Origin of the sequence: Chamaesiphon polymorphus CCALA 037, from assembly GCF_003003845.1 — a bacterium.
Lineage (GTDB): Bacteria > Cyanobacteriota > Cyanobacteriia > Cyanobacteriales > Chamaesiphonaceae > Chamaesiphon > Chamaesiphon polymorphus.
The window spans coordinates 1-6,839 of the sequence record NZ_PVWO01000325.1 but is presented as its reverse complement, the minus strand read 5'-3'; the positions used below and the strand labels follow the sequence as shown (position 1 = coordinate 6,839).

Below are 6,839 nucleotides of genomic sequence, written 5' to 3'. Positions count from 1 at the left end.
AGAAAAAATAAACTCCCCCCGCCGATGTCCAAAAACCGTTCTAAATCGGGATTGAGCAATCGCTCCAAAATAAAAGTCAGGGCATCTTCATCGCCGCGACTGGCTAATAGTATCGGTGTCAGCGAAAATTTCGGATCGCCCAAAGCAGGTAAATCGAGCCAATGAATCCATACTGGTGGCGACTCAATTTGACCCCCAAGTTCCGGTTGAAATTGGACGCCATGAATCGTCGCACCTTGAATCCCTTGCGGGTTGAGCGAAATGAGTAACGGCGCGATCGCATCTAGCACGATTTTTTTAGCAGGAAATTTACGATCGAGATCGTCTTTGAGCGTACAAAAAATCTGTAAGGTGAGATTTTTGAGGACGGCACTGACTTGAATGTCTGCTGATGCCAGCGCGACATTGAGTAACTGGGTGATTGCTTGGACGTCGCCCCAGCGCGCCCAACGACTGAGTTTCGTCGTTGCTGGTGTCAGATCGATTCGCAATCGCCAGTCGGCAAGTTGAGTGCTCTTCGGTGCGGACTGGAGAGCCGAAAATCGCGAATATTGGACGATTGCCTCTTGAAAACCTTGAAGTTCGATCGCGCGCAATACCCTTGCTAGCGGCTCGGCAATCAGTTGGGAATCCAAACTAGTTGGGGAGTAGCATACTACCAACAGTCGATATTCTAACGCCTGGAAGTAGAGATCTGGCGACTGTAAAATAGTGTGCTCTTGACTATCGCTTGGTATCGATCCGGACATCGGCACCAGACTTTGGATCGACAACTTAAATTTGACACCCAACGGACTGAGAATCTGCGTTAGCGATCGAAAAATAAGCTGCTGTGTCGCTGCGGTGTCTGGTGGCGAAATCTCGAATGGATGTGTTTCACAGGCAGCGGGCGGATCGAATCCAATTAATGGTAGTGGTAGATCGTAGCGATCTGGTTCGAGGTAAGTAGGTTCGGTCAAAATTTCACCTATACGACATCTAGCGATTGAGACGGAAATTTGCTTGTAGACTGGCGATCGTTCCTACTGCTGCCAAGTACCCATAAATATACTCCTCTAGCCGATCTCGAAACGGCAGAGTTGGGATGGCTCGTAAGGATAAAAGATGCGGATTCTTAGCGATCGAGATTAGTATAACTGTCAAGCGACCTAATCGTTCCTTATCATATCGATCGGTCAGTCGATTTGTGTAGATCTATAAATACCGAATTTATGACAACTCTCAATTAATTATTGAGAACTATTAGCAGCTCTATTTAGAATCATTCGAGTTATAAATCGCCGATTGAATGGTTCTCAATCGACACCAAATTATGGGCATAATAATAGACCGAACGCGCGGGAATGAGATGGCATGTCACGAGAACGTATTTATTGGTTGGCTTGGTCGCTAGTTGCTGGAGTCGGGCCAATTTTACTAGAGCGAATTCGCCAGCAATTTGGCAATCTAGAAACTGCTTGGCATGTCGATGCCAATGCTTTACTCGCCCTCGATGGCGTGGGCGTACAATCGGCGCATAAAATCGTCGCAGCCCGCGATCGCATCGATCCCGATCGGTTATTACTCGAACATGCGATCGACAATCCCCACTGGTGGACGCGAATCGATCCCGATTATCCGCGTTTATTGAGCGAAATTCCTTCAGCACCGAGCGTTTTGTACTATCGCGGGCAAGTATCTCTCGCCGAAAATCGCGGCGAAGCACCGACTGTCGGCATCGTCGGTACTCGCGATCCGTCCGATTATGGCAAACGCTGGGCGCGAAAAATTAGCGAACTGCTAGCGATGAAAGGATTTACGATCGTCTCCGGATTGGCGCAGGGCATCGATACCGAAGCGCATACTGCCTGTTTGGAAGCTGGCGGGCGCACTATTGCCGTCGTCGGTAGCGGACTCAATATCGTCTACCCGCCGCGCAACCAAGCTCTCGCTGCCCAGATCGAGCGCGACGGTTTAATTGTTAGCGAATATACCGCCAATACGCCACCCGATCGCGGTCATTTTCCCGCTCGCAATCGGATTATTGCCGGATTGAGTCGCGTGACGATCGTGATTGAGGCTCCGACGCGATCTGGTGCCCTAATTACCGCCCATCAAGCCAATGACTTCGGACGCGATGTCTACGTCCTTCCTGGCTCGATCGACAACCCAAAAGCCATTGGGTGTCTAGAACTACTCAGTCGTGGCGCACAGCCCATTCTCGGCCTCGATCCGCTACTAGAATTACTCGCAGCTATCCCCCAACTCGGCACTACCCAACAACTCCAATTAGCTTTCGATCTCCCGACCTCATCAGGGACACTAGGCAGCACTGCGACAACTGCCGCCGCACCAAACGTACCCGCAGATCTCCAGCCAGTTTGGGCGCAGATCGGTAGCGATGCAACTAATTTTGATGATATTGTCTTGAAGTCAGAACTGCCCGTGGCGAGTGTGTCGAGTATGTTAATTCAGTTAGAGTTACTCGGTTTAGTTATACAATTACCAGGGATGAGATATCAACGCTAATTGCATATAATTATCAAGATAATCGTCGCTCGCAGACACACTACCGGATCGGTCGATCGATAGATTTAGATAACAATCGTATTAGTTAGCATATTATGTAATGATGCAACGTTAGCTGGTTAGTAACGTTCGGATATTATTGTTATAAAATTAGCTACCTCATGGCTACTACCAGCACTTTAAAATCGGCAGAAGATATAAAATTATACATGCACAAATGTTACCGAGCATGTAAGATGGAACAGAAATTGCTTGCCAAAGGTCAATTCAAATTATCAATTGAGAATATCGTCAACTGAAATTTCAATGAAGCACATACATCCAAGCTAAAACTTATTGAAACCAGCAATATTCATGAATATTTTACTGACAAGTGTCGGACGAAGAGTTGAGCTACTAAAAGCATTTCGCCAGTCGATGTATAGATCGAACATTACAGGCAAAATCGTTACTGCCGATCTCAAGAAAACCGCTCCAGCATCATTTTTAGCCGATCGAGCCGAGCTAGCACCCCGCATTGATGCGCCAGATTACATCGAGCGGTTGCTCGATATTTGCGATTCACATCAGATCGATCTCCTGATTCCACTAATCGATACCGAACTACATTTACTCTCGCTCCACCAGCAAGAATTTAGCGATCGAGGAATTAGATTGTTAATTTCATCGGTGAGAGCCAATGAAATTTGTTATAGCAAAAAGCAGACTGGGATCTTTTTTCAAAAAGCAGGGGTGAAAACGCCTAAAGTCTACGAACTAAACGAAGTTACCGATCGAGATTTTCCCTTGATAGTCAAGCCAGATACTGGCAGTTCTAGCGTCGGAGTGTATTATGTAAAGAATCGCTCGGAGCTAAACTTTTTCACCAACTACGTCAAAGATGCGATAATTCAAGAAGCAATTGTCGGCGAAGAATATACGATCGACGTGTTACTTGACTTCAACGGTAATGTTATTTCGATCGTCCCGCGATTGAGAATCGAAACTAGAGCGGGAGAAATTAGTAAAGGCATCACTGTCAAAAATCCGCAGTTAATTGCCGCCGCCAAACAAGTAGTCGAAGCATTGCCAGGCGCGATCGGTTGTATTACAGTTCAGTGCTTTTTGCAGCCAGATGGCGAGATCGTGTTTATCGAAATCAACCCTCGGTTTGGAGGCGGTTATCCCTTATCTTATCGAGCTGGCGCAGACTTCCCCAGTTGGTTGATGCAGCTATGCGCGGGTGACAATCCCAAAGTTGGCATCGATGAGTGGGAAGATGGCTTGGCCATGTTACGCTATGATGACGCTATCTTTGTCAAAGGTAGCGAGATTGCCTCTTAACCATTTATGCCTAAGCTCCAAGCGATCGTCTTCGATCTCGATGATACGCTCTATTCAGAACGAGACTATGTTTTGAGTGGTTTTCAAGCAGTTGCAGATTGGGCGGCGATAAATTTAGGAATCGAAGCAGTCACGGGATATGCCACGCTAGCCAATTTATATTTCGAGGGAGTTAGGAATAATACTTTCGATCGCTGGTTGACGTTGCACAATAAAGATCGATCGGATATCGTTCCCACTCTACTCGATGTCTATCGCCAACACACCCCCAAGATCGAGCCATTTCCAGAAATTGTCGAAATATTGCAAACACTGGTGGGGTCTTATAAAATTGGCTTAGTCAGCGATGGTTATCTAGGCGTACAACAACGCAAATGGTCGGCTTTAGGACTAAACAGTTTTTTTGATGCAGTGGTATTTTCCGACAGTCTGGGGCGAGAAAATTGGAAACCGAGTACGGCTCCCTTTAAATTAGTCTTAGAAAAACTCGATAGTTTACCAGAATTTAGCGTCTATATCGGCGATAATCCCCGCAAAGATTTTTTTGGCGCGCGCCAACTGGGAATGCAGACAATTTGGTTCAAGCGCGCACTGGCTGAATACGGCAATCTCGAACCACCAGGAGCCGATTATCATCCACATCTAATGGTCGAGTCATTAGTACAGGTGTTGTCATCGATCGAGCAACTCAATTTGTAACCTAGCTTTGCTATGGATGTAGATTGCACCAATAACCTCCATTCGATTGCCTACGATACGCTGTGCCAAAGGCAGGCTTCCGCCAACGCTAACGAGTCTATCTCGCGACAAAAACCAAATAAACGATCTTGAGCCAAATTGAATTCAAATCGATAAAAATCATCCAAGATTTGTATGGGCAGATTTCCGATCTCGATCCAGGGTATGATAATAGTATCATACTTATGAATTAAGATTATGAAACAAAAAATTGCTATCACCCTAGATCGAGAGTTACTATCTTTTATCGATCGACAAGCACAAGGTAATCGTAGCGATTATTTGAATGCTCTGATTATTCAAGAGCGACGGAAAATTTTAGAAAGAGAAACAATCGCAGCTCTTCAAGCAGATAGTCAAGATCCAGAGTATCAAGCCGAGATTGCCGAATGGGATCGACTAGTTGGAGATGGCATCGATGCCTAATGGTACTCTAACTTATCAACGTGGTGAAATCCGCTGGGTAAAGCTAGATCCGACTATTGGTGCTGAGATTCAAAAAACTCGCTCTTGCTTGATTCTGCAAAATGATACGATGAATCAATACGGTCAACTGACGATCGCGATTCCGTTTCGTCCTGGTACGAAGCAAGCACCATATGTAGTGAATGTTGCAGCTAGCAGTAGTAATGGTTTAGATAAAGATCGATTTCTAGATGTCGCTCAAATTCGATCGATCGATGGGCAAAGAGTTTTAGGATTAGTAGGAATTCTAGAAGATATTTATTGGCAACAAATCCAAGATGCACTATCATTCGTGTCTGGTTTTGGGCTAGGATAAATAGTAGATATAGTTAGACCCGATCGACAAAAATCAAATTAAATTATCATCGTTCAAATTGAATATAGACTTCAAAAGTAGGGTGGGCACTGCCCACCAACTAGGTTTCAGGCATTATCGACTAAATAAATATTTAGGGACATCTACTTATTATCCAACAGCTTACTACTTAAGATCGGCTAATTTAATCCGAGGATCGACAAATTTGAGTAGTAAATCAGCAAACAGGTTACCGATAATTAACATAATTGCCCCAATCATCAGACTACCCATTACCAGATACAGATCCTTACCCGTTACTGCTACCAAAATTAGTTTACCTAATCCCGGCCAATTAAAGAAAAATTCCGCAATAAAAGCACCGCTCAACAAACTGGCAAATTCAAATCCCAGCAACGTCACTAATGGATTGATCGCATTACGCAGTGCGTGGACGTAAATAACCCGATTTTCTGGCAACCCTTTGGCTCTAGCGGTTTGAATATAATCTTGACGCAAGACATCGAGTAATTCCCCCCGCGTAATCCGTTGCAAGCCCGCAAACCCAGTAATAGTTAGCGCGATCGTCGGCAAAATCATGTGCCATGATATATCTAATAATTGACCGATCGGGGATAACTCTTGATGATTGATACTGGTTCTTCCACCTACAGGTAACAGTGGCGAGCAAATTTGCGCGACGATTAATAACGATAAAGCCGTGACAAAACTCGGGAACCCTTGAGCGGTATAACTAAGTACGCGGAGGAATTTATCGATAAATTTATTTTGATTTACAGCTCCAATAATCCCCAAGGGAATGGCAATTGCCCACGTTAAAATAATTGACGCGATCGCCAGTTCCAGAGTCGCTCTAATCCGCTGTCCGATCAATAACGTCACGGGTTGAAAGTACAACATACTCAAACCTAAATCTCCCCGCAACGCTCGTCTCAACCATCTCGTATATTGCTCTACCAAAGTTGGAAAATCTTTTTTTTCGCTCAATCCAAACTGTCGTGTCAGCTCCTCAATCCGTTGGGGTGTAATTTTCGGGTTTTGTTTGAGGGTGTCGAGAAAATTACCCGGCGATAACTGAATGATGGCAAAGCAGAGGATCGACGCCAGCAACAGAGTCAGAATTGCTTGGAGCGTTCGTTTGAGGATATATTGACAAGTTTCGCTAAAGAAAATATCTCGCACTTGCGACAAGATATTACGGTCGGATAATGTGCTGTTCATTCTAGGGAGATAGGGAAAATTTGTTTGAGTTGCTGCGTAGTCTGTGTTACTCCACCCCAGCCCTCCCCTTATAAAGCGGATAGACACTAAGCAAGGGAGGGAGTAAGAAAGCCCCCCTTTATAAGCTATGCATTACCCACAGATTAATAACCCAAAGTGGTATTGCTAATGCGAAGCGCGCTACGCTTCTCACTATTTGACCCTTTGGAGGGGGTTTGGGGGAGCGGCTCGCTCCGGTCGGGTTTCCCGACCATGGAAGCGAGACAAG

At 45.3% G+C, this 6,839-nt stretch carries 7 protein-coding genes and 1 pseudogene; 5 read left to right on the top strand and 3 right to left on the bottom strand.

Going from position 1 to position 6,839, the window contains the following annotated elements; all coding sequences use genetic code 11:
• Together C7B77_RS20510 and C7B77_RS30220 are read right to left on the bottom strand one after the other, a co-directional pair.
• Positions 1-959, bottom strand: a pseudogene (locus C7B77_RS20510) (hypothetical protein); the annotation flags it as partial.
• A 19-nt stretch (positions 960-978) separates the two neighbouring features.
• Complete coding sequence (locus tag C7B77_RS30220; RefSeq protein ID WP_181243942.1) at positions 979-1,143, bottom strand: hypothetical protein; 165 nt, start codon at positions 1,141-1,143, stop codon at positions 979-981.
• A gap of 210 nt (positions 1,144-1,353) precedes the next feature.
• On the opposite strand from C7B77_RS30220, the gene dprA reads away from it, so the two are divergent.
• The 5 genes from dprA (at position 1,354) to C7B77_RS20480 (ending at position 5,350) form a co-directional block, all read left to right on the top strand.
• Entirely contained in the window at positions 1,354-2,508 is a 1,155-nt protein-coding gene (gene dprA, locus C7B77_RS20505; RefSeq protein ID WP_106309142.1) for a DNA-processing protein DprA, read from the top strand.
• A 354-nt stretch (positions 2,509-2,862) separates the two neighbouring features.
• Positions 2,863-3,831, top strand: a complete 969-nt coding sequence (locus C7B77_RS20500) for an ATP-grasp domain-containing protein (protein WP_106309138.1) — start codon at positions 2,863-2,865, stop codon at positions 3,829-3,831.
• Positions 3,832-3,837: 6 nt separating this feature from the next.
• Positions 3,838-4,530 (top strand): HAD family hydrolase, encoded by a 693-nt coding sequence (locus tag C7B77_RS20495; protein ID WP_106309135.1) that lies wholly within the window; start codon positions 3,838-3,840, stop codon positions 4,528-4,530.
• Between the two features lie 237 nt (positions 4,531-4,767).
• A complete protein-coding gene (gene mazE, locus C7B77_RS20485; RefSeq protein ID WP_106309129.1) occupies positions 4,768-4,995 on the top strand; it encodes a type II toxin-antitoxin system MazE family antitoxin in 228 nt (75 codons plus the stop codon).
• On the top strand, positions 4,988-5,350 hold the full coding sequence (locus tag C7B77_RS20480; protein WP_106309126.1) for a type II toxin-antitoxin system PemK/MazF family toxin: 363 nt from the start codon (positions 4,988-4,990) through the stop codon (positions 5,348-5,350). The genes mazE and C7B77_RS20480 overlap by 8 nt, the downstream gene beginning before the upstream one ends.
• 165 nt (positions 5,351-5,515) lie before the next feature.
• Here C7B77_RS20480 and C7B77_RS20475 read toward each other — a convergent pair whose 3' ends face one another.
• Positions 5,516-6,571 carry an ABC transporter permease gene (locus tag C7B77_RS20475; protein WP_106309123.1) on the bottom strand — a complete coding sequence of 352 codons (1,056 nt, stop codon included), beginning with the start codon at positions 6,569-6,571 and terminating at the stop codon, positions 5,516-5,518.
• Positions 6,572-6,839: the final 268 nt, after the last annotated feature.